We start from the raw sequence: 19,914 nt of genomic DNA on the forward strand, positions 1-19,914 counted from the left end.
ATATCAGCCTCCGGTGACTGGTGGAAAAAACGCGACCTCATCACCATCTGCGACCGCCGCATTGCCAGTGACCATCTCCTGATTAATCGCTGCCTGCACATTATCCGCCTGCAGGTGCACTTCCCAGCTGGGAAACAACTCGGCGAGATGTGCACGCAAGTCCTGTACAGAGCCGGAAAAATTCTGCAGCTGATATTCGGCGGTATCCAGCTGTTGCCTCAGGCTGGCAAAAAACAGGACTTTGATCACGGGTCAACCTCCATTTTGGTACTCACCCCGCTCTCCCAGTACCCCCGCTTGCCACCAGATTTTTCCAGCAGTCGCGTGGGGCCGATTTCCATGCCCGGGTCTACAGCCTTGCACATATCATAAATAGTCAGCGCGGCGATGGAGGCCGCCGTCAGCGCTTCCATCTCGACACCTGTGCGGCCGGCCAGGCGACAGAACGTCTGTATCTGTACACAGCCCTCATCGGGGTCTAGATCAAAATCCACTTCCACTTTGGTCAGAGCCAGCGGGTGGCACAGTGGAATGAGTTCCGCAGTTTTTTTAGCCGCATGAATCCCGGCAATACGCGCGACTGCCAGCGCATCTCCCTTCTTGATATTTCCGGCAACCAATAGTGAAAAAGCCTCGTCATTCAAGCGTACGCAACTGGCAGCGCGAGCGCTGCGTTCCCTGACGGACTTCTCCGTGACATCCACCATATTGGCTTCGCCACGGTCGTTGAGATGCGTTAACCCGGTCATTATGCTCAACCTCTGGATACACAGGCTGCTTGTGAGCGTCGAATATGCGGCACGAAATTGCATGGCCTGTGACGTGCGTCCAGCTGCTCGCGCAAAATGCTTTCCCACGCGGTTCGACAGGCGCCGGTGGAGCCTGGCATACAGCAAATGAGCGTGTGATTGGCAAGCCCGGCAAGTGCCCGTGACTGCACCGTTGAACTGCCGATCTCCAGATGTGAAACCTGCCGGAACAGTTCACCAAAGCCATCGACCGTCTTGTCGAACAGGGGCTCAAGCGCCTCCGGGGTGGAATCCCGATCAGTAAAGCCAGTGCCTCCGGTAACCAAAACCACCTGAATGGAGTCATCCGCAATCCACCACGATACGGTGGCGCGCAATCGATATACGTCATCCGCCACAATGCGCTTGTCCGCCAAGTTGTGCCCCTCGGCTTTAAGTGCTTCTACCAGATATTGACCTGAGGTGTCGGTGGCTTCCGTGCGGGTATCAGATACAGTCAACACCGCGATACTGAGAGGTTCAAATTCCTGGGCAGCATGTCCGGTCATAATGCATCCATCCATTGTGTGTTATTAACGATTACTGCTGGTTTAGTTCACCCGGGGCTAGTTCGCCTTGGGATAGTTCACCTGGGGATAGTTCGCCGTGTATTCAGCGGGGGTATTGATATTGTTAAAGACCTGTTGGCAGGCTGGCATCGGCAGTTGCCTGGCCCCCACATGCCGCAGCAGAGCACCGACAGAACGAGGCCCCCGCCCTTCCACGACCGCGCGCAGGAATACACGAACCTCTGACGAGAGCGGCAACCAAAACGGAAAATAGAAGTCGCCGAAGTAACAGGCACACCCACTACTTTCGCCTTCCCTGAGCAGCCGCGTTAAAAGCTCGGCATTCAATAGCGGCATATCCACGGGTATCACCAGCACTGCGCCGGTATCGATCACACTGGTGACAGAATATAGCCCGCCGAGAGGGCCCCTACCGGGGATCAGGTCGGGTATGCCGTCGGCATGGTTTCCGCTGACAAATACCTCAGCCAGTGGCAGCGCACGCAACAGGCCGATAGCACGCTCAAGAAAGAGCTCCCCGCCGGGCAAAGGCAACCGGGATTTATCTCGCCCCATACGGCTGGAGCGCCCCCCAGCCAATACCACTCCAAAGCTTGCATGCGGCAATGACACCGTCATCCCCCCAGCATGGATAAATTGCGCGTACCGCCGGTAAAACCATCTTGCAGCTGATGGCTGGCATTTTTACCGCACACGGCTTCGCGGATTTTTTCCGCCAGCGCCAGGTGATCCCCAGCGGCGATCGCAGCTCTAAGGTCAACGCCCTGCTCCGCAAACAGGCACAGGTGCAGCGCGCCCTGTGCGGAAATACGCAAGCGATTACAGGTTGCGCAGAAATCCTTGCTGTAGGGCATGATCAGACCGATGCGGCCAGCGAAGTCAGGGTGTGCGAATTCTTTTGCCGGACCGGCGTCCCGCTCGCGTTCTACCAGTGACCAGCCATCCCGCAGCAATCGGTTTTCGATATCGCTGCCGGCAACATGGTTGCTGGCAAAAAATTCGCGATTGTCGCCGGTGCGCATCAACTCAATGAAACGCAGGCTAACCGGCGTGCTCCTGATCCATTCAAGAAACTCGTTGAACGTACCGAGGTTGTGCTCCCTCAGCAAAACAGCGTTCACCTTGGTGGGAATATTCAGTTCAAGCGCTCGGTCGATGCCACGCAGAATGGTTTGCAGCTTGTCGTGACCCGTGATCGCCCTGAACTGTTGCGGGTCGAGACTATCGATACTGACGTTAAGTTGGTCCAGCCCGGCACCCTGCCAACTGTCGATTTCCCCGGGGAGCTTATAGCCATTGGTGGTAATCGCGACGCGACGAATTCCGCTGATGGACTTAGCCGTTTCGATTAACTGTGCAAGATCCTTGCGCAACGATGGCTCGCCACCGGTCAGGCGGATTTTTTCCGTGCCAAGGGAAGCAAAGGCGCGCACGACTGTACCCGCCTCGGTGACACTGAGTGGGTTTTCCCGTGACAGCGACTTCTCGCACTGATAACCATCGGGCAGACAGTAGTTACAGCGGAAGTTACAAATGTCGGTCACAGATAAACGGAGGTAATAAAACCTGCGCCCATAACGGTCTTGTAACATTAAACGCCTTTCCAGTTTGGGGAGGCGGCACGGTTTCCCACACCACCCCGGTGGCCAGTCCGGCCACGGTCCCGTTGCCTTGCGGCGATGACCGTTTAGGCGACGGGACTCGGTGTTTAAACTGAAATTAGTGTATCAGCGCGGGAAAAGTCTGCCTGAAGAAAAAATTTTTCTTCGCGTACAAATCCACCGCCTCTACTTGCTGCCGCCCAATTCTTAACTATGTTTGAGTTCTACAGTCAATCAGCTCATGTGCTCAGGGATACTTGCAAATGAGTCATTTCCTAGACCGCCTCACTTTTTTTCGTCAACGTACCGAAACCTTCTCCGACGGCCATGGCATGGTCACAGGAGAATCCCGCGACTGGGAAGATGCCTATCGCAAGCGCTGGGCCGCCGACAAGATCGTGCGCTCCACCCATGGCGTTAATTGCACGGGCTCCTGCTCCTGGAAGATTTATGTGAAGGGCGGAATTGTCACCTGGGAAACCCAGCAGACAGATTATCCGCGCACCCGTCCGGACCTGCCCAACCACGAACCGCGCGGCTGCCCAAGGGGCGCCAGCTACAGCTGGTATCTTTATTCCGGCACACGGGTGAAATACCCACTGGTGCGGGCAAGGCTGGTGGAGGCCTGGCGCAAGGCGCGTGCAGGCAACTCTCCGGTCGCGGCGTGGAAATCCATTGTAGAAGACACGGAAACACGTAAGAGCTGGGTTTCCCGGCGTGGCCGTGGCGGTTTTGTGCGGATCGGCTGGGACGAAGTCACCGAACTGATCGCAGCCGCCAACGCCTATACCATCAAGAAATACGGACCTGACCGGGTGGCTGGTTTCTCGCCGATTCCCGCCATGTCGATGGTGTCCTATGCGGCCGGCAGCCGCTACCTGTCACTGCTCGGGGGCGTACTGCTGAGTTTTTACGACTGGTACTGTGACCTGCCCCCCTCCTCCCCGCAGACCTGGGGAGAGCAGACCGACGTACCCGAGAGCGCCGACTGGTACAACTCCGGCTATCTGCTGGTGTGGGGCTCCAATGTCCCACAGACACGCACACCGGATGCACATTTTTATTCCGAGGTGCGCTACAAGGGCACTAAAAGCGTGGTGGTTTCACCGGACTACAGTGAAGCCTGCAAGTTCGCTGACCTGTGGATGCACCCCAAGCAGGGTACAGACGCTGCCCTGGCCATGGCTCTCGGCCATGTAGTACTGAGTGAATACTACGTAAAGCGTCAGGTCCCCTATTTCCTCGACTATGCCCGTCAGTTCACCGACCTGCCCTTCCTGGTCAAACTGGTGGAAAAAGATGGACGCCTGGTACCGGACCGTTTGGTGCGGGCGGCTGACTTTGCGAACGCTCTGGGTGAGGAGAACAACCCCGACTGGAAACCGGTGGCCTACGATGAAATCAGCGGGGGAATCATCTGCCCCAATGGTACCGCCGGCCACCGCTGGGGTGAGAAGGGTAACTGGAACCTGGAAGAAAAAGACAGCGAGGGCCGCGACACACGGCTGTTGCTGAGCCTGGAAGAACTCTCCGATGAACGCGCAGCAGTCGCCTTCCCCTACTTCGGTGCCGACGCCCCGGATACCTTTGTCGCCACCGGCCACGACACCGTCCTCACACGCACCATACCGGTCAAGAAAATTGACCTCAAAGATGGCCCCTGCCACGTGGCCTCCACATTCGATCTGTATCTCGCCAATTACGGCGTTGATCGCGGATTCGGTGGCGACAACGTGGCCAAGGACTACGACGACGATGTGCCGTTTACCCCGGCGTGGGCAGAAACTGTCTGCGGCGTAAAGCGGAATGACATCATCCATGTCGCGCGGGAATTCGCCACCAATGCCGAAGTCACCGAAGGCCGCTCCATGGTGATACTGGGTGCAGGGCTCAATCACTGGTACCACATGGACATGAGCTACCGCGGCATTATCTCGCTGCTGATCATGTGCGGTTGCATGGGCAAATCCGGCGGCGGCTGGGCCCACTATGTGGGTCAGGAAAAACTGCGCCCGCAAACCGGCTGGTTGCCGCTGGCATTTGCACTGGACTGGAACAGACCTCCGCGCCAGATGAACAGTACCTCGTTCTACTATGCGCACACCGATCAGTGGCGCTATGAGTCCCTGAAAACCTCCGACATTCTTTCACCGCTGGCACCGGAGGGGGACTGGAACCGGGAGATTATCGACTACAACGTGCGCGCAGAGCGCATGGGCTGGCTGCCATCCGCACCACAACTGTCCAGCAACCCTCTCGATGTGGCCCGAGAGGTCGTCGAATCTGGCGAGTCCCCGCTGGAGGCGATTCCCAAGAAGTTGAAATCCGGAGAACTGCAATTTGCCTGTGAAGATCCGGACAACCCAAGCAACTGGCCGCGCAATATGTTCTTCTGGCGATCCAACGTGCTGGGCGCCAGCGGCAAAGGTCACGAATACTTCCTCAAGCACTTTATCGGATCACTGCACGGCGTGGTGGGCGAAGAAAACCCGGCCGAGGCCGGCCGCCCCACCGAGGTGAAGTGGCACGATGAAGCGCCCACCGGCAAGCTGGACCTGATGGTGAATCTCGACTTCCGCATGTCGACCACCAGCCTGTACAGCGATATCGTGCTGCCCACTGCCACCTGGTATGAAAAGCACGATCTCAACACTTCCGACATGCACCCCTTTATCCACCCGCTCACCGCGGCGGTGGACCCGGTATGGGAATGCCGCAGCGACTGGGACATCTTCAAAAGCATCGCCAAGAAGTTTTCCCAGGTATGCCCCGAAGTACTCGGTATTGAGCAGGACCTCGTGCTCACACCCATCCAGCACGACAGCCCTGGAGAGATTGCCCAGCCCTATGAACCCAAGGACTGGAAAAGTGGTGAATGCGATCCGGTACCGGGTGTCACCATGCCCAGCATCGCGGTGCTCGAGCGCAATTACCCGGCCACCTACGAGCGATTCACGGCAATTGGCCCCGAGCTGGATAAAAAAGGCAATGGCGGCAAGGGGATCAGCTGGAACACAGAAACGGAAATCGGCAACCTGGCAAGCCTGAACGGCACCGTCAAAGCCGGTGAGTACTCCGGGCGCCCGAAAATTGAAACCGACATCGAGGCCTGCGAGGCCATTCTGATGCTGGCCCCGGAAACCAATGGCGAAGTCGCCGTTAAGGCCTGGGAGGCACTGGGCCAAAGTACCGGGCTCGATCATCTCCATCTGGCCGAAGGCAAGGAAGAGGAAAAAATCCGCTTCCGCGACGTGGTGTCACAACCGCGCAAAATTATTTCTTCTCCCACCTGGTCCGGGATCGAGAGTGAGCATGTGTCCTACACCTCCAACTGGACCAATGTGCACGAGCTGATCCCCTGGCGCACCATCACCGGCCGTCAGCAGCTGTATCAGGATCATGCCTGGATGCGGGCATTCGGCGAGGGCTTTGTTACCTGGCGTCCGCCCATCGATACCCGCTCAGTAAAGCAGGTGCTGGGAAAAATCCCCAACGGCAATAAGGAAATTCAGCTCAACATCCTGACACCGCACCAGAAATGGGGCATCCATTCCACCTACAGCGAAAACCTGATTATGTTGAGCCTCAACCGAGGCGGACCGGTGGTATGGATCAGTGAAGAGGATGCGGAAAAAGCCGGTATCCACGATAACGACTGGATTGAGGCGTTCAATATCAATGGCGCCCTCACTGCCCGCGCCATCGTTTCCCAGCGCATCATGCCCGGCTCAGCCATCATGTATCACGCTCAGGAAAAAATCGTCAACACCGTGGGCTCTGAAATTACCGGCCAACGCGGCGGCATTCACAACTCGGTCACCCGGGTGAACATGAAGCCCACCCATATGATCGGCGGTTACTGTCAGCTGGCCTACGGTTTCAATTACTACGGCACGGTCGGCGCCAACCGGGATCAGTTTGTCGTAGTTCGCAAGATGAACGAAATCAACTGGTTCGACAAGGAAGTATAAGCCTCCGAGAACTGATCGACGTAAGCACAATACAGGAAGTTGCAATGAAAATCCGTGCCCAGGTGGGGATGGTCCTGAACCTCGATAAGTGTATCGGCTGCCATACCTGCTCGATCACCTGCAAGAACGTGTGGACCAATCGCGAGGGTGTTGAATACGCTTGGTTCAATAATGTGGAGTCCAAGCCAGGGGTTGGTTATCCCAAAGACTGGGAAAATCAGGACCGCTGGAAAGGCGGCTGGATTCGCAAGCCGAACGGCAAGCTACAGCCACGGGCCGGCTCCAAATGGCGACTGCTGGCTAACATCTTTGCCAACCCGGACCTGCCGGAAATCGACGATTTCTACGAGCCTTATACCTTCGAGTACGACTGGCTGCAGAAAGCGCCTGAACTGCAGGCACAGCCCTCTGCCAAGCCCCGGTCACTGGTTACCGGTGACGCCATGACCAAGATCGAATGGAGTGGCAACTGGGAAGATGACCTGAGCGGTGAATTCAGCGCGCGCTCAAAGGACTACAACTTCTCCGGCATCGAGAAGGAAATTTACGGTCAGTTCGAACAGACCTTTTTGATGTACCTCCCCCGGCTTTGCGAGCACTGCCTGAATCCGGCCTGCGTCGCGTCCTGCCCTTCAGGCGCCATTTACAAGCGCGAGGAAGACGGCATCGTATTGATCGACCAGGACAAGTGCCGTGGCTGGAGGATGTGCGTTTCCGGCTGCCCCTACAAGAAAATTTATTACAACTGGTCCACCGGAAAATCCGAGAAGTGCATATTCTGCTATCCGCGCATAGAAGCCGGCATGCCCACCGTATGCTCGGAAACCTGTGTCGGACGAATCCGTTACCTGGGCGTGATGCTGTACGACGCCGAACAGATCGAGAAGGCCGCCTCGGTAGAAAATGAAAAAGACCTCTACCCGGCCCAGCGGGAAATATTCCTCGATCCTCACGACCCGAAGATTCAGGAACAGGCCCGCCGCGATGGCATACCCGAGGCCTGGCTGGACGCGGCAATGAATTCGCCGGTGTACAAGATGGTGATGGACTGGGAGGTGGCCTTCCCTCTACACCCGGAATACCGCACGCTGCCGATGGTCTGGTATATCCCGCCACTGTCACCCATACAATCCGCCGCGGAGGCCGGAAAAATTGCCGTCAACAACGGCATGCCGGACGTCCGTTCTCTGCGCATACCCATGCGTTACCTGGCCAACCTGCTGACCGCTGGCGACGAGGCTCCGGTAGCCCGCGCGCTGGAGCGGATGCTGGCAATGCGGGCCTTTATGCGCGCTAAAACCGTCGACGGCGTCACCGATGCAAGCATCGCCGAAAGCGTCGGGCTGAGTGTGTCGCATATCGAGGACATGTATCGCTATATGGCGCTGGCGGCCTACGAAGATCGCTATGTGGTTCCCACCAGCCACCGCGAGACGGAAGAAAATGCCTATCACCTGCGCGGCGCCGTCGGTTTCAGCTTTACCGAACCGCACAATGGAAGAACCAAGCACAAGGATCTGTTTGGTGGACCCAAGCGCATGCCCAGTAGACGCTACACGGACACTCCCTGATGAAAAGAATCCTGCGCGCGATTGCGCTACTACTGGATTACCCCAGTGAAGAGCTGAAAACCCATATCAGCGAGGTCCGCGAGGACCTGAACAGCGATCCGTCACTGTCCGCCAAGGAACGGGCAATGCTTGAGCCGCTGCTGGTCAGCTTCGAGAGGGACACCTTGCTTGAACTACAGGTGACATACAGCGATGTGTTCGATAGTTCACGCACCATGTCACTGAATTTGTTCGAGCACATTCACGGCGACAACAGTGAGCGCGGCCAGGCGATGCTGGATCTTGGCGAAGAATATATGCAGCAAGGCTACTACATGCAGAGAAACGAGTTACCGGATTACATTCCAATGTTTCTCGAGTTTGTGTCTTGCCTTCCAGATGCCGATGCCCGCGACTGGCTGTCACAGCCGGCGCATGTGTTCGCTGTACTGGCGCAGCGTCTCGATGAGCACAAATCCGCCTACGCGGGGTTATTTCACTTACTGCTCAAGTTCGCCGGCATCAAGCCTGATGCCAAGGCAGTTCAGGAACTCATCGCGCGCCATAAAAAGGCCGAGGAGAAATCCATTGATGAAGAGTGGGAGGAGGAACCGATCACTTTCATGGCCACCCCACCGAAAACCAGGACCAGCGGCATCGTCGACCGCCTCAAGGCCGCGGGAAAACTGATTTCCTCCTCCAGCGATAGCTGAGCGGGTTGGCCCACGGCGCTCACAAGACCAGAGAAAGACTGGGAATATTTAGGAAAGACTAGAGAGTTACCCCCATGAACAGCGTGATCAATTACCTGCTATTTGGCTGGTATCCCTATGTGGTTCTCACCGTCCTGATACTTGGCAGCATCATCCGGTTTGACAAGGGTCAGTACAGCTGGCGGTCGCAGTCTTCGCAGTTTCTGCGACGCAAACAGATGATGATCGGCTCCAACCTGTTTCATCTTGGCGTGCTGATCCTGTTTGTTGGCCATTTTGTCGGACTGCTCACACCCATCGGAGTGTTTGACTTCTTCGGCATCAGTCACAGCTTCAAACAGCTGATGGCGCTGGTTGTGGGCGGTATCGCCGGGGTGCTGGCGTTTATCGGCTGCTCCATATTGCTGCATCGAAGGCTCTACTACCCGCGCATTCGCCACAGTTCTTCGATCGGAGACATTCTGGTACTGGCATTGCTGTGGCTGCAAATTCTGATCGGCTTGGCCACCACCGTCTGGACCGTGGATCATCTGGATGGTGAAGCCATGGTGCTGTTTATGGGCTGGGCACAGGGTGTGCTGACATTCAACCCCGAAGCCGCCGACCTGATTATTGATACGCAGCTGGTTTACAAGGTGCATATCGTTCTCGGCCTGACGCTGTTCCTGATTACCCCATTTACACGCCTTGTGCATATCTGGAGCGCGCCCTTTGCTTACCTGTTGCGCCCCGGTTATCAGATTGTGAGATCACGCAGACTCGCCAGACGCTCGACTACACCGATGCCGGAACCGAGAACCCCCCGCCCCACGCCGACTACTGGCCCGGCAACAAAGTGAGCCCTGATCATGAGCCAGGATAAGGCAATACAGTTTATCGAGCTGCCCCCCAACGGCGCGGCCGCGACCCCGAGCAACCCGGTGATGCCTTCCGCCTGCGAAACAGGTGGCTGCGGCTGCAGCACCGGGGGGGCTTCCACAGTCGTGCCCATGCCCGCATTTGCGCCGGTTTTCGTCAATGGGGTGGAAATCGCCGAGGAAAATATCTCCCGCGAGATGCAGCACCATCCGGCGGAAAATGGCGAAGCCGCCTGGCATCAGGCGGCGCGGGCACTTGCGGTTAGGGAGCTTTTATTGCAGACAGCCACGGCACTCGATATCGAGGCAGAGAGCGAAGCCGGGGAGCGCAGCGAGACAGAAGAGGACGCAAAAGTGCGCGCCCTGCTGGATCGCGAGCTGCCGGCAGTTTCAATTTCCGAGCAGGAATGCCGCCGATATTACGATGGCCACACGCATCGCTTCCACACACCGGAGCTTTTCGAAGCTGCGCATATATTGATTGAACCCGAAGAGGATACCGACGAAGCCTGGCAGGCAGCGAGACAGCAGGCGCAGGCGCTCGCCACCGAGATTGGGGATGATCAAGATCAATTTGCCACCGCTGCACGAGAGCTTTCCGGTTGCCCCACAGGCCAGCAGGACGGATCACTTGGACAGGTCCGCCGCGGCGAGCTTGACCGGGTTGTACAACAGGCGCTGGAAGCGCTGACAGAGGGCAGCACAGCACGGGAGCCGGTGCGCAGCCGCTATGGCTGGCATGTGGTGCGTCTACACCGACGGATCGAGGGAAAGACCCTGCCGTTTGATCTGGTCAGGGAAAAAATCCTCGACATGCTGGAAGCCCGGGCCTGGGTGACCTCCGCATCACAGTATATTGCCGAACTGTCGCGTACTGCGCAGATCGAGGGCGTGCAACTGGCGCCGCTGGACACTTTCGGTTCTGAAGAACAGACAGACACAACACATGACCCTGATGCGCCTATTACCTTGAGCGCAGCCAGTGAATATTCTCCAAAGGCCCATGACAGTGAGAGCCCAGCATCATGAGTGAGAAGACTCCCCCAAAAGACGCACACCTCAACCCGGACCTGCATGCGGTACACGATGACACCTACGGACCGGACCAGGAAGGGCACGACCCGATGGAAACGGTTTCCGTCACACCCGCGAAAAACCGTTTCTGGCCACGGGTTTGGGCGATAGTCACCATCGTCTGCATACTCATTGCCATTTTTCTTTTGATCCCCTAAGTCGAAGGACAGAGGAAAGCCCATTATGTCCTCATCACCTGTTGCCTCTCACTCCGATCAGGTCCGGGCACTCAGCCTGAGTACCATCGCCTTCACCGCGTGTTTTGCGGTGTGGACGATTTTCTCGATCATCGGCATCGCCATCAAAAAAGAACTCGGGCTCAGTGAGTTCGAGTTTGGACTGCTGGTGGCTACCCCTGTCCTCACGGGCTCCGTGGTCCGCATTGTTCTCGGTATCTGGACTGAGCGCTACGGCGGCCGGCTTGTCTTTACGCTACAGATGCTGCTGACCGCACTGGCGACCTGGCTGATCACCTACGCATCAACCTATCCCATGTACCTGTTGGCGGCACTGGGCATTGGCCTTGCCGGAGGCTCGTTCATTATTGGAGTCACCTATGTCGCACGGTGGTTTGAACCGGAGAAACAGGGCACCGCGCTGGGAATTTTCGGCGCAGGTAACGTCGGCGCTGCGGTAACCAAGTTTATTGCACCGTTTATCCTGGTGGCTTTTGGCTGGCATATGGTGGCCTATGTATGGGCAGCCGCACTGGTGGTGATGGCCATCGTCTTCTACATATTCGCCAAGGATGATCCACAGTGGGTGGCCCAGAAGGAATCCGGCAGGCCGATGCCCTCCTTCAAGCAACAATTCGAGACGCTCGATGACCTTCGCGTATGGCGTTTCTCGCTGTATTACTTTTTTGTGTTTGGTGGGTTTGTCGCCCTCGCCTTGTGGGCACCGCACTACCTGATCGAAGTCTATGGCGTGGATGTGCGCACGGCGGGCATGGCGGCTGCGGCCTTTTCGTTGTCAGCCTCGCTGTTTCGCGCCTATGGCGGCCATCTTTCAGACCGCTACGGGGCGCGCGCGGTCATGTACTGGACATTCGGCTTTTCGCTGGTGCTGCTGTTCATGCTGTCCTACCCGCCCACTGAATACGTGATTACCACAAAAACCGGGACACTGAATTTCAGCACCGAAGTCAGCCTGTGGCCCTTTGTCGTGCTGCTATTCACGCTGGGTTTCTTTATGAGCCTGGGCAAGGCGGCGATCTACAAACACATTCCCGTGTATTACCCCAACCATATCGGTGCTGTGGGCGGGCTTGTGGGCATGATCGGCGGCCTCGGCGGCTTTATCCTGCCGATTGTTTTCGGTGTGCTGCTGGATCTTACCGGTATTTACACCAGTTGCTTTGTACTGCTGTTTATCATCGTGGTGTTTTCACTGGTGTGGATGCATCTGTCGATTCAAGCGGAAAAGGAACATCAAAAGGAGCATCCGCAAACAGCTGAGGCAACAGCAACGGAAACAGCCGCAACAGCAGCCCCAGCAAATATAAAAGCCGCAGCACAGGGACAGCAGCCGAAGAAACAGGCACCACAGACAAAAGAGGCCGCAGCCAAACATCGGGTTCTGGAAGACTGGCGTCCGGAGGATGAAGCCTACTGGGAGAGCCATGGCCGGGCCATCGCCAAACAGAACCTGTGGATATCCATCCCCGCACTGCTGCTGTCGTTTGCCGTGTGGATGGTGTGGTCGATCGTGGTCGCGCGCCTGCCCGCCATCGGCTTCGATTTCACCCCGGCGGAGCTGTTCTGGCTGGCGGCGCTGCCGGGGCTGTCCGGGGCCACTTTGCGCATATTCTACAGCTTCATGGTGCCCATCTTTGGTGGGCGTATGTGGACGGCCCTGTCGACCGCCTCACTACTGGTGCCGGCAATCGGTATGGGCTATGCGGTGCAGAACCCCAATACCCCCTTCCTTATTTTCCTGGTGCTGGCACTGCTATGTGGTCTGGGCGGCGGTAACTTCGCCTCCTCGATGGCCAATATTGCGTTCTTTTTCCCCAAAAAGGAAAAAGGCAATGCGCTGGCCCTCAATGCCGGCCTCGGGAATCTCGGCGTCTCAGCCATGCAGTTCCTGGTGCCGCTGGCTATTACCGCCGGAATCTTTGGCGCGGTCGGTGGTGCGCCACAAGAGACCAGCGATGGCACGCTCCTGTGGATGCAAAACGCCGGCTTTATCTGGGTGCCGTTCATCATTGCCGCGGCCGCCGCAGCCTGGTTTGGCATGCATGATATTGCAAACGCGAAATCGAGCTTCGCCGAACAGGCCGTCATTTTCAAACGCAAACAAAACTGGCTGATGTGCATTCTGTACACAGGCACTTTCGGCAGCTTTATTGGTTACTCGGCCGGCTTCCCGCTGCTGACCCGCCTGCAGTTTCCGGAAGTCAACGCGCTGCAGCTGGTTTTCCTCGGGCCTTTAGTGGGTGCCTTGAGTCGCGCAGCCACAGGCTGGATGTCTGACAAATACGGCGGTGCCAGAGTGACCTTCTGGACCTTTATCGGCATGATCATTGCTGTATTAGGAGTCATTTACTTCCTGTCCAACAGTGACGCTGCTGGCGCTTTCTGGGGCTTCTTCTCCTGCTTTCTTGCGCTGTTCTTCCTCACCGGTGTTGGCAATGCCTCCACCTTCCAGATGATTCCGGTCATCATGTCCAAGGAAGTGCCGCGCTTAATGCCCGGGTTAAAAGGCGACGACCGCCAGCGCCAGGTGGATCGGGAGAGCGCAGCCATTATTGCGTTCACCAGTGCCATCGCAGCCTACGGCGCCTTCTTTATTCCCAAGGGCTACGGCACCTCCATTGAACTGACCGGTTCTCCCCTTGCGGCACTGTGGGGATTCCTGATCTTTTATGTGATTTGCTTGGTACTCACCTGGCACTACTATTCTGGACGAAACGGATTGCTCTACGATGTGGAGCGCGGTAATACGAAGTCGTAAATCCAGTAGGGTGCGGCTTTTAAAGTGGGCGCGATCACGCGGAAGCCAGTGAACTGACTGGAAGTGATCCGCCCTCACATCAAATAGCCCGACAATTAAACAGGGCGACAGTCAAACAGACCGCCAAGCCCCGCCGGTTGCTGTACCACCACAGCAACCGGCGGCGGCCTCTGGAAGGTTCCGCTTAACCTCAACCAATGATTACCCGTATCGGCTGCATGTCCATCTGTTCCCCTAGTGGCTAGCCATACTGACACTAGCCTTGCTGGCTGATCTGGTTTAGAGACCTCTCGCAAATTAACGGGTGCCATTTCCTACCTGCTGACTCATCAGCCAAATCCCACCCGATTCCTCCCAGCACCCTACCCGACTCATTAGCCGACACTAAAATTGTGAATGACACGCTGACGATGGTATTCGCAGGCAGCTTCACACGTGTACCAACGCCCGCCCCTGCAGCGGCGGCGGGATGCGCTCCCTTGACAGATACCATCGCACTCCAGCCACCACCCCAGGCTCGATACCGCACTGGACTCGCTAATGAAGCCAGATTCAAGACCTACGGCCCAGGGCGATAAAAAACCGGATACCAGAACCGCGATCCGCCAGATTATCGCCCAGGCCCGTGAAACCCTGCCATTCAGCATGCCTGCGGCAGAACTGTGTGCGGGGCCCTGCGGCAGCTGTTCAAAGAAACTGCTGGAGTATCTGGACGGCGAGATCGTGGAGTGGGAGCAGAGGCTGGATAATGGCGAGGTACCGACACTTGGGGAGGTGAATAAATTCGGCCGCCTGTGTCAGAAAATTCACCGCGCCATTGCCGCCAACGGGCTGATCTGAGCGGCCATCGCATAGCCGGGCAAGACAGAATAACAGGCGGTAAAAATTCACCCGGCCGGCCTGACAGACACGGAAATTGTCGCCAGTGTGAATAGCCTATCTTTAATCATGACAATGCCGGCGTTGAGAATTTCGAGCCGACACCGTTCCTGTGCCGGCCCAGCCAAAACCCGCTGAGTTAACTGTAAATGGAAATGGAAACGGAAATGTCAATCCAGCGATTGTGATTCACCACCACGGCAAGTTCGCCAGAATTCAGGGGCTGACCTAAACTCTCTCCACGGCACTTGTTCGCCTGTCCCCGGGGCGCCTACCTGGCTTTTCGCCGGGCCAGTTGTCTCCCTTGGGCACTGGCGCAATCAGGCATGTTATGGCGCTGATTTTCTGCCAGCCTTTCTGCCAGCCCTGATCAGGCCACGCAAATGGCAAACGCAAGTCGCACAGACACAGGTCGCACTGACACAGGTCGCACTGACACAGGTCGCACTGACACAGGTCGCACAGATACAAGTCGAACCGATGTATGTAGGTAGATGTAAGTTACGCAGCTGTAAGCTGCGTTGATGTATGTCGCACAGGGGTATGCGACGAAGATAAGGTGAAGTACCGACAAAAACTCAGCGTCTGCTCATGGGTCTAGGTCTTCTCATGGGTCTAAGTCTTCTCATGGGGCCATGTCTTCCCCGGGGCTTAGCCTCCGCCTGAGTGCTCAGCGGCAAGCGCTTAATTTCTTCAAAAAGGTACATCCAATGTCCGATTGCTGCAGTCAACCCGGCCTCCTGCCGGTCGCCACAGCCCGCGAAAAACTGCTCAATGCACTGCAGCCAGTGTCTGACGAGGAATGTGTGGACACAGCCATGGCGGCGGGACGCATCGTCGCAAAGCCTGTCACCTCCACCCTCGACCTGCCGCCCTGCGACAACTCCGCAATGGATGGCTACGCGATACGTTTCGCCGACCTGCAAAGCGGCAAGCCGCTGGAGGTCATCGGCCGCGCATTCGCTGGCACGCCGTTTACCGGTAGCGTCAATCCGGGTACCTGCGTGCGCATCATGACCGGGGCGGTACTGCCCGACGGGGCCGACACGGTGGTGATGCAGGAACAGGCCGAAGCGGAAGGCGGATTCATCCGCGTATCCGGCCGGGTCTCTGTCGGCGACCATATCCGCCAGCGCGGCGAGGACATTCGCGATGGCGATGCACTGCTGGCGCCCGGCACCCGAATCACGGTCGCCCACATCGCGCTGATGGCCGCTGCCGGTGTCCACACCGTGACCGTTAAAAGACGGCCCAAAGTGGCCCTGTTTTCAACCGGCGACGAACTGCGCCAGCCCGGCACACCTTTGCGGGCCGGGGATATCTACGACAGCAACCGCCCTGCGCTGAGGGCGGCACTGTCAGAAATGCATCTTGAAGTTCTCGACCTTGGCACTCTGCCGGACTCACGAGCGGCCATTGCCGAAGCCCTGCAACGGGCGGCCCGCGAGGCGGACGCAATCATCAGCTCTGGCGGAGTATCGGTGGGGGAAGCGGATTACACCCGCGAAGTCCTCGAGGAACAGGGTGAAATCAGTTTCTGGAAAGTTGCCATGAAGCCCGGCAAACCCTTTGCCTTCGGGCGCCTGGGCAATACGCCGTTTTTTGGCCTGCCCGGCAACCCGGTATCCGCACTGGTGACGTTTTACCAGCTGGTGGTACCCGCGTTGACCCACATTCAGGGCAAAACCTGGACAGCCCCTCCCACCCTTCAGGCAAAGCTACAGCAGCCGCTAAAGAAAAAACCGGGGCGCACGGATTTCCAGCGTGGCATCTTTCAAAATGATGCTGCCAACGGACTGGTGGTGGATCCAGTGGGATTACAGGGCAGCCACATTCTCTCAGGTCTCGCCGCCGCCAACTGTTTTATCGTCCTCCCGCAGGACAGCGGGCCAGCACAGCCCGGTGATCTGGTGACGATTGAGCCGCTGCGCTAAACGCTCTACTGCTTTGCTGCTCAGCCGCTCATCAGCTGTGGCTGTGGATGCTGAAATCCCTCAACCATGGGGGATGACGCTGTGTGCCGGTTGATTTCGGGTTACGGCCTTGTCCCTGATCGGCGCCATCTGCCAGACGCCTTATCACATCGCCCTATCCCACCCGCCCCCTATCACCACCCCTATCACCACCCCTATCACACCCTCCCTATCACACCCTCCCTATGACACGCCCCCTGTTATCACCTCGCTAGCGCTTCCCTACTAGAGTCAGGGTCCACATCGGAGGTCAGGCATGGGCTGCCTGAGGGTTGAATTCGCCCACACCCAGCCCGCGCACTAGACTTTCGAATTGCCCAACCGGCAGTGACGCCCCCTGAGCTCCTAAGCTGACAGTGCGCATGACGGCGTTATACGGAAACGGCCGGGACGGCTATAATCCGCGCCCGCCCGTTAACGAGACTGGACGCATTGATATGGCTCTACACCGCGTAAACACCGACGACTATCGCCAGCAGCTTGCGGAAAAAGCGCAGCGCCTGCAGGAGGCCTATCGTCCCTATACCGATCTGGAGCCTGAAATCTTCCCCTCCCCGCCCAGTCACTACCGGCTGCGGGCGGAGTTCAAGGTGTGGCACGAGCAGGGGCGCGCGCACTACGCCATGTACCGCGAGGGCGAGCATAAAAAGCCCTTTGTGATCGACGAATTCACCGTAGGCTCAGAACTCATCAACCAGCTGATGCCCAAGGTGCTCGAAGCGGTCAATGCCAGTGAAGTGTTAAAAAAGCGCCTGTTTTCGGCTGAGTTTCTCACCACCCTGAGCGGGGACGCGCTGATTACCCTGATCTACCACAAGAAGCTCGACGAGCAGTGGCGGGCGGAGGCGCAGGCCCTGCAGGAAAAGCTCGGTTTCCCCATCCTCGGCCGCTCGCGCAAGCAGAAAGTCGTGCTTGAGCGCGACTATGTCACCGAGCAGCTCGACATTCACGGCCGGACTTATCAGTACAAACAGGTGGAAGGCAGTTTCACCCAGCCGAACGGAGAAATCTGCCGGGCCATGATCGGCTGGGCCATGGATGCGTGCGCGGACGACGAGGGCGACCTGCTGGAGCTCTACTGTGGCAATGGCAATTTCACCATTCCCCTGGCGGGGCAATTCCGCAAGGTGCTGGCGACGGAGATCTCCAAGGTGTCCGTGGCTTCGGCACAGGACAACATCCGCGCGAACGGGGTGAAAAACCTGGATATCGTGCGCCTGTCCAGCGAGGAATTCACCCAGGCGATTGACAAGGTGCGACCCTTCCGGCGCCTGGGGGATATCGATCTGGACAGTTACGACTTTTCCACCGTGCTGGTGGACCCGCCGCGGGCCGGCCTCGACCCGGACACCTGCGCCATGGTGGCCCGGTTTTCGCGCATTCTCTATATTTCCTGCAACCCGCACACGCAGCTGGAAAACCTGGCAGAACTCACCAAGACGCACCGCATTGAGCGCTTTGCGTTATTTGACCAGTTCCCCTACACGGACCACACGGAGTCGGGGCTGCTGCTGGTGAGAAAATAACGGGGAGTAGCGGTGCCCTGAAAACGGCGCCCTGAAAACTCAGTTTGCAGGGCCCCGGGCTGGAGCGAGATCTAGCGGTGCGGAATCAGAAACGGCGGCCGAGCAGCCTTTGCGCCGCATCCAGGGCAAAGTCCCGGTATTCCACCTCCAGGCTGGCCATTTCCTTTTCGAACTTGAACTGCTCCTTGCGAGACAGGGCCTTCCACTCTTTCAGGATCGGAATATGGCTGGCCTTGTCCGCCACGGTGTAAAACACCACGAATTCCTCGCGCACACTGTCCTCCACCTGCAGGGCATCCAGAAGCACCCGCAAACGGATGGCGGCTTCCGTGAGCCCCAGTCCCTCATCCAGCAGCGTGCGCGCAATAATCTGAATACTGTTGTTGACCCGCTGCCGTTGCTCTGCCGCCGCGGTTTCCAGTTCCTGTAGCTGGCGCGCCTGCCTGCGCTGCTGCAGCTGTAATTTGCGCAGATAAAATCCCGCAATGGCGGCGAGAATAAAGATCACCAGCGCCGCCACAACCAGCAGCCATACGGGGAATTGGGACATAGAAAAAACCTACCTAAACAACCTATTTCAGCAGTGCCAGACCAATACTGGCGGTGACACTAGACAGCAGCGTGGAGAGCGCCACAATATTGGCGGCCAGCTGGCTGTTGCCACCCATGGCGCGCGCCATGATAAACGAAACCGTGGCGGTGGGCGCGGCGGCCATCAGAAACAGAACGCCCATGGATTGAGCGGGCAGATTCAGCAGCCAGCCGAACCCGACCAGCACCACCGGCACCAGCATCAGCTTGAACCCGGACGCGGCAAAGGCCGCCGCGGAGCTGCGCCGCAGCAGGCTGAAGTCCAGGCTGGCGCCGATACACAGCAGCGCCAGCGGCAGGGTGATCGAGGCGAGATAATCGCCGGTCTGCAGCAGAATACCCGGCACCACCAGGCCCAGCTGTTTTGCCAGCAGCGCCAGCACGATGGCCACAATCAATGGGTTCTGGACAATATCCCGCAGCAGCCTGCGCCAGCTGAAACGCTGACTCTGGCTGTACACCGCAAACAGTACCACCGAGGTCAGGTTGTAAATGATGGTGACCACCGCCATCAGCAGCGCCCCCTGAGCGAGACCACTGCTGCCATAGGCCTTGGCCGCCCAGGCGAGACCGATAATGCCGAGGTTGCCGCGAAAGGCACCCTGAATAAACGTGCTGCGGTCCCCGTAATTCAGCGGCCGCGCCAGCAGCCAGGCCAGCGGTATGGTGACGAGGGTACCCAGTGCCGCCGCCAGCAGCAGCGGCCACTCGCCCAGCAGTGACGACTGCGCGGTGAATATCTTGATAAAGAGCAGCACCGGCAGGGTGATCAGAAACACCAGCCGCGAGGCATCATCGACAAAGGAATCACTGAGCAGGCCCACCCGGGCGAGGACGTAGCCGATCAGCAGGGTCAGAAAAATCGGGCCGGTAACCGACAGCGCAAAAGCGAAAGTCTCCATGGGG

At 57.8% G+C, this 19,914-nt stretch carries 17 protein-coding genes and 1 riboswitch; of the genes, 10 read left to right on the top strand and 7 right to left on the bottom strand.

The window, feature by feature from the left end; translation table 11 throughout:
• Positions 1-3 precede the first annotated feature (3 nt).
• From moaD to moaA, 5 genes are read right to left on the bottom strand one after another with little or no spacing between them, the layout of a single operon-like run.
• Entirely contained in the window at positions 4-249 is a 246-nt protein-coding gene (gene moaD / locus ABEA58_RS01065; RefSeq protein ID WP_345547989.1) for a molybdopterin converting factor subunit 1, read from the bottom strand.
• A complete protein-coding gene (moaC, locus tag ABEA58_RS01070) occupies positions 246-749 on the bottom strand; it encodes a cyclic pyranopterin monophosphate synthase MoaC (RefSeq protein WP_345547991.1) in 504 nt (167 codons plus the stop codon). Before moaC ends, moaD begins: the two co-directional genes overlap by 4 nt.
• A 5-nt stretch (positions 750-754) precedes the next feature.
• Positions 755-1,297 carry a molybdenum cofactor biosynthesis protein B gene (moaB, locus tag ABEA58_RS01075; RefSeq protein WP_345547993.1) on the bottom strand — a complete coding sequence of 181 codons (543 nt, stop codon included), beginning with the start codon at positions 1,295-1,297 and terminating at the stop codon, positions 755-757.
• A 57-nt stretch (positions 1,298-1,354) separates the two neighbouring features.
• Positions 1,355-1,936, bottom strand: coding sequence for a molybdenum cofactor guanylyltransferase (gene mobA, locus ABEA58_RS01080; RefSeq protein WP_345547995.1), 582 nt, complete (start codon positions 1,934-1,936; stop codon positions 1,355-1,357).
• Positions 1,933-2,862 (bottom strand): GTP 3',8-cyclase MoaA, encoded by a 930-nt coding sequence (moaA, locus tag ABEA58_RS01085; protein WP_345547997.1) that lies wholly within the window; start codon positions 2,860-2,862, stop codon positions 1,933-1,935. The genes mobA and moaA overlap by 4 nt, the downstream gene beginning before the upstream one ends.
• 36 nt (positions 2,863-2,898) lie before the next feature.
• Positions 2,899-3,037: riboswitch (molybdenum cofactor riboswitch) on the bottom strand.
• A gap of 145 nt (positions 3,038-3,182) precedes the next feature.
• Between moaA and ABEA58_RS01090 the strand changes: the two genes are divergently transcribed.
• From ABEA58_RS01090 to trmA, 10 genes are all read left to right on the top strand, one after another.
• Entirely contained in the window at positions 3,183-6,890 is a 3,708-nt protein-coding gene (locus ABEA58_RS01090) for a nitrate reductase subunit alpha (RefSeq protein WP_345547998.1), read from the top strand.
• A 44-nt stretch (positions 6,891-6,934) separates the two neighbouring features.
• A complete protein-coding gene (narH, locus tag ABEA58_RS01095; protein ID WP_345548000.1) occupies positions 6,935-8,461 on the top strand; it encodes a nitrate reductase subunit beta in 1,527 nt (508 codons plus the stop codon).
• Complete coding sequence (gene narJ, locus ABEA58_RS01100; protein ID WP_345548002.1) at positions 8,461-9,153, top strand: nitrate reductase molybdenum cofactor assembly chaperone; 693 nt, start codon at positions 8,461-8,463, stop codon at positions 9,151-9,153. The genes narH and narJ overlap by 1 nt, the downstream gene beginning before the upstream one ends.
• 74 nt (positions 9,154-9,227) lie before the next feature.
• Positions 9,228-9,992, top strand: a complete 765-nt coding sequence (narI, locus tag ABEA58_RS01105) for a respiratory nitrate reductase subunit gamma (protein WP_345548003.1) — start codon at positions 9,228-9,230, stop codon at positions 9,990-9,992.
• Between the two features lie 9 nt (positions 9,993-10,001).
• Positions 10,002-11,039: a peptidylprolyl isomerase gene (locus ABEA58_RS01110; protein WP_345548004.1), complete on the top strand. Its 1,038-nt coding sequence runs from the start codon at positions 10,002-10,004 to the stop codon at positions 11,037-11,039.
• On the top strand, positions 11,036-11,242 hold the full coding sequence (locus ABEA58_RS01115) for a hypothetical protein (protein WP_345548007.1): 207 nt from the start codon (positions 11,036-11,038) through the stop codon (positions 11,240-11,242). The genes ABEA58_RS01110 and ABEA58_RS01115 overlap by 4 nt, the downstream gene beginning before the upstream one ends.
• Before the next feature lie 25 nt (positions 11,243-11,267).
• On the top strand, positions 11,268-14,039 hold the full coding sequence (locus ABEA58_RS01120) for a nitrate/nitrite transporter (protein ID WP_345548009.1): 2,772 nt from the start codon (positions 11,268-11,270) through the stop codon (positions 14,037-14,039).
• 540 nt (positions 14,040-14,579) lie between these two features.
• Positions 14,580-14,879: a hypothetical protein gene (locus ABEA58_RS01125; RefSeq protein WP_345548011.1), complete on the top strand. Its 300-nt coding sequence runs from the start codon at positions 14,580-14,582 to the stop codon at positions 14,877-14,879.
• Between the two features lie 749 nt (positions 14,880-15,628).
• On the top strand, positions 15,629-16,852 hold the full coding sequence (gene moeA / locus ABEA58_RS01130) for a molybdopterin molybdotransferase MoeA (RefSeq protein WP_345548013.1): 1,224 nt from the start codon (positions 15,629-15,631) through the stop codon (positions 16,850-16,852).
• A 476-nt stretch (positions 16,853-17,328) separates the two neighbouring features.
• Positions 17,329-18,417, top strand: a complete 1,089-nt coding sequence (gene trmA / locus ABEA58_RS01135) for a tRNA (uridine(54)-C5)-methyltransferase TrmA (RefSeq protein WP_345548015.1) — start codon at positions 17,329-17,331, stop codon at positions 18,415-18,417.
• 85 nt (positions 18,418-18,502) lie between these two features.
• Here the strand turns inward: trmA and ABEA58_RS01140 are convergent, their stop codons facing one another.
• Both ABEA58_RS01140 and ABEA58_RS01145 read right to left on the bottom strand, forming a co-directional pair.
• Positions 18,503-18,967: a DUF2489 domain-containing protein gene (locus ABEA58_RS01140; protein ID WP_345548017.1), complete on the bottom strand. Its 465-nt coding sequence runs from the start codon at positions 18,965-18,967 to the stop codon at positions 18,503-18,505.
• Between the two features lie 22 nt (positions 18,968-18,989).
• A complete protein-coding gene (locus ABEA58_RS01145) occupies positions 18,990-19,910 on the bottom strand; it encodes an AEC family transporter (RefSeq protein WP_345548019.1) in 921 nt (306 codons plus the stop codon).
• Positions 19,911-19,914 lie beyond the last annotated feature (4 nt).

It is taken from the genome of Microbulbifer aestuariivivens, assembly GCF_039545115.1.
GTDB classification, from domain to species: Bacteria; Pseudomonadota; Gammaproteobacteria; order Pseudomonadales; family Cellvibrionaceae; genus Microbulbifer; species Microbulbifer aestuariivivens.